The organism is Pseudomonas sp. MF6776, from assembly GCF_016613125.1.
Classification (GTDB): Bacteria; Pseudomonadota; Gammaproteobacteria; order Pseudomonadales; family Pseudomonadaceae; genus Aquipseudomonas; species Aquipseudomonas iridis.
Genome location: NZ_JAENSQ010000074.1, coordinates 1 through 3,509, shown reverse-complemented (window position 1 = coordinate 3,509; position 3,509 = coordinate 1). Strand labels below are relative to the sequence as shown.

Annotated in this window: 4 protein-coding genes; 2 read left to right on the top strand and 2 right to left on the bottom strand. The window is 54.0% G+C overall.

The window, feature by feature from the left end:
* Positions 1–470 precede the first annotated feature (470 nt).
* Both JJD74_RS30305 and JJD74_RS30300 read left to right on the top strand, forming a co-directional pair.
* Positions 471–1,058 (top strand): replication/maintenance protein RepL, encoded by a 588-nt coding sequence (locus tag JJD74_RS30305; protein ID WP_200618075.1) that lies wholly within the window; start codon positions 471–473, stop codon positions 1,056–1,058.
* Entirely contained in the window at positions 1,051–1,314 is a 264-nt protein-coding gene (locus tag JJD74_RS30300; RefSeq protein WP_200618074.1) for a hypothetical protein, read from the top strand. Before JJD74_RS30305 ends, JJD74_RS30300 begins: the two co-directional genes overlap by 8 nt.
* On the opposite strand, the gene mobV is transcribed toward JJD74_RS30300, so the two are convergent.
* Complete coding sequence (gene mobV / locus JJD74_RS30295; protein WP_200618073.1) at positions 1,311–2,588, bottom strand: MobV family relaxase; 1,278 nt, start codon at positions 2,586–2,588, stop codon at positions 1,311–1,313. The two genes, JJD74_RS30300 and mobV, sit on opposite strands and share 4 nt — an antisense overlap.
* A gap of 719 nt (positions 2,589–3,307) precedes the next feature.
* Positions 3,308–3,509 (bottom strand): hypothetical protein (locus tag JJD74_RS31075; RefSeq protein ID WP_234451942.1); only part of this gene is annotated, 202 nt, incomplete at its 5' end.

The window sequence follows — 3,509 nt, the reverse complement described above, 5'->3', positions numbered from 1 at the left end:
CTCAGACTGATTACGGGCAAGCGAAGCGCGCAGGCCGAAGGCAGCGCCGTGAAGGAGCGAAGCAGCCGCACACGGATCCACATCCTTGCGCTGTAGTAGTCGGCGCACAGCGACTGTAAGGGCGCTGGATCTGGATCAGATCGCGGTGCCTGGACCACCGTAACTAACGCGCTTTGCTTGTTCGGCGTCCCCCAGCACAGCGCCCTTCGGTCACTGCACTGGCGTCCACCTTGAGCTAGCTGAACGGCACCGAATCTCTGATTCCGAAGGCAAGGCAAAGGCCACAGCAAGAGCCAAATCAAGAGCACGTAGTAACAGAGTGAGAAGCAAACGACCTTTTGGGCCATATGCCACGGGAAAACTCGAGACAAAATCAGAACCTCCCGAGACAAACGTAGGACATTAGCGGACAGAAATGTCTTGTTTTTTGTCTTTTAAGGGCCTAGCGTGTGTCTCACCAAAGGACAAAAATGGCCTCCGATATGTCTGCAACGATCAATCTCCGAAAGCTTGAGTACAGCCCTTTAGCCAATCCTCTACTGGAACCCACAGAGGTGACCGTGAAGAAGCGGTATGTGAAGACAGGAACGTCAGAGGAGCTGGTAAGCACACTTACCGGGGAGGTACGCCAGACAGCTGCGATTTACACCGTGGACGAGCGCGACGACGCCTCATTCGTGAAGGTCTTTGCTGCTGGTGTCGCCGCAGCCTTCGATCTTGGGCGTACCGCCTCACGTGTGTTTCAACTGGTTCTGCAGGAGTACGAACGAGCCCCTATGCGTCAGGGCTTCGCCGAGAGCATCGAGCTTGCGTGGTTCAACGACGGTCTATCAGGCCGATCCGTGGATATGAGCGAAAAAACCTTCCAGAGGGGCCTCAAAGAGCTGTTGGCCAAGCAATTTCTGGCCCCCCGCTCTCCCTCCACGTTCTGGGTCAATCCGGCCCTGTTCTTCAAGGGCGACCGTGTGAAGTTCATCACCGAATACCGCAGGAAAGGTTCTCGGGTATCGGCTACTCCGGCTGTCACAGTTGCCACCGGAACTGAAACCCTTGAATAACCCTGACAAATGGGCCGCGTATGACGTGGCCCGAAGCCGCCTGCTGACGAAGATCGCAGAGTACGATCACTTGATTGACCTGGAGCAATCAGCCGCGGTGCCCAACGCCGCCAAAATAGCGGCATTGGAGAGCGAGCAAAGCGCTCTGATCGATCAATCAGACCTGCTCAGCCCTGAACCGCATTTCATCGAAATTGGCGATCCAGATGACTCCATAGAGCCGCTGCCTATTTTTGTTACTCGACGCCTACCTTAGCGGCTGTATCCCCGGTCCTTGGGAGGTTTCGGGCTGCTCGGCTCTACGCCGTTCTTTCGATTCACGGCTTCGTTCGCATCGATCCGGTCAAGGATCGTCTTGACGTCTGCCGGCGTCTTGTCTGCATGTATTGGGGAATGCTTCAAAACGGCCTCTACCGCCTTACGCATGGGCTGCCGATGCTCGTTTACCGCCTCTCGGACGGTTTCTTTCTCGACCACATCCCAGTCCACTTTTCGCCACTGACCCATCTTTTCTTTGATCGCAGCCAGAGCCTTTGCAGCAAACACACAGGCTGTCCCTGCTGAGCGCTTGAGAACATCCGGCAAGGTTTCTATTCGGCGTGTTTTCTCATCCTCGACCTGTCGATCACACTTCAATTTTGCGGCGATTCTTATGAGCTCCCGTTTATCCGTAGGGTTCAGCCCATCGAACACCCCATCAAAGCCCTTCAGACGCTCCTGAGCCGCTTTAAGCCCCTGATCCTTGGCCTTGGCTGTATTTGCCATTTCTTTGGCTCTGCGGCGTTCCAGCTTCGCTACAGCCGCTTCTTTCATCGCCGGGGCGTAGTGCGTTTTGATGATTCTTGTCAGCCGCTCCGCAACCATTTCAGGGGTTTCTATGACGCTCCTGAGAATCTTTTTCTCCAGAACCGCAGGCTGTAGATGCTCAGCGGTCAGGTTTCCGTGTTTGTGTTCCTCGGCTTGGATCGCGGCGTAGAACTCTCGCACTGTCGTGTGCTGGGCCTTGCTGCCCTCGATGCCACGTTGCAGCCCGTGAATTCTGCCGACCTGATGCGCGAAATCAGTCTGCATTTCATTGAGCGCCTTAGCCCCGCCTAACCATTTCTTGGCGTTCAAGCGTCCCGAGTCTGGATCGACAGGAACCACGTAGGCGTACATATGCGGCGTCTTTTCGTCCCTGTGAATACCGGCATAAACCACCTGATCCACACCGTGTTTGCTTCGCAACCACTCTAAGGCGTCTTTGAAATATTCGTCCTGCTGCGCCCTGGTCTTATTCGTCATGTCCTCTGGACTTGCCGTCACCAGGTACTCGATGGCCAACACAGCGTCTTTACGATATTTGCCCGGTAGAGCGGCATTGAACGCAGCGATCCCCTCAGCGACTGAGTTCGCGCCAATGTGCGTGTTCTCAGTGAGTCGCTCGGGATCTGCGTTTGGGGTGTCCTGCTCTCGGAAGGCGTGTTTCATCGACCGGCGCACAGCGACGGGTGATTTCAGTTTTTGCGTTCTTAAAATTGCGTATCCCATTGGGCGAGCATAGCGAGGAGCACAACTTGAATACAAGTGGACTCACTACACTTTGTACCAAAGTTGCTCGCCACTTCGGGGATAAAACCTGCGCGGGCTTCGCCCTTACCCAAAGGCTCCTTGTCCCCTTCCACTCCAAATGCAGGTAGTGGCCATCTGCCTTCGCGGCAATGCGTTCATTGAGAAAAAATTCATCGGCTCGCGGATCGTTGGGTCAGTCGCATTCTTCATTTCAATAAAATTTCAGCTCTTGCCGAGAAAGCCTAGTAATGGCTTAGTGCTACTTAAATCAGTATCTACAACCTTAGGAAAATGGAATTCATGCTTCGGAAATACTCATCTATCGCTGGGTTGGTTTTACTCACATTAAGTATTTTTGCAGAACCAATTTATGCGAAGGATGTTCACGTCAGCGCATACACCCGCAGCGACGGAACCCACGTGCAATCTCATTATCGGTCAGCGCCAGATGGGAATTTCGACAACAACTGGAGCACCCTAGGTAACGTAAATCCCTATACGGGTGAACCGGGAACGTTAACCTCACAACGTACCAATACAGCTGAAGCCACAGCGGATACAACGGGCACATATGAGGATGATGGCGAATCAGACCCAGACTATGATCTTTGATGCATACGATCCGTATGAATCACCAGCTGTTTAGAGTCTGCAAACCGCACAAAACTTCTTCACACCCAGCACTAGTTGCTGAGATTTCAGGCATCGGTGACGATGAAGAAAACTCGCAAACCATCAGCGATCCAGAGGATATGTCCCTCTGCTATCGCCCCCTCAGACTGATTACGGGCAAGCGAAGCGCGCAGGCCGAAGGCAGCGCCGTGAAGGAGCGAAGCAGCCGCACACGGATCCACATCCTTGCGCTGTAGTAGTCGGCGCACAGCGACTGTAAGGGCGCTG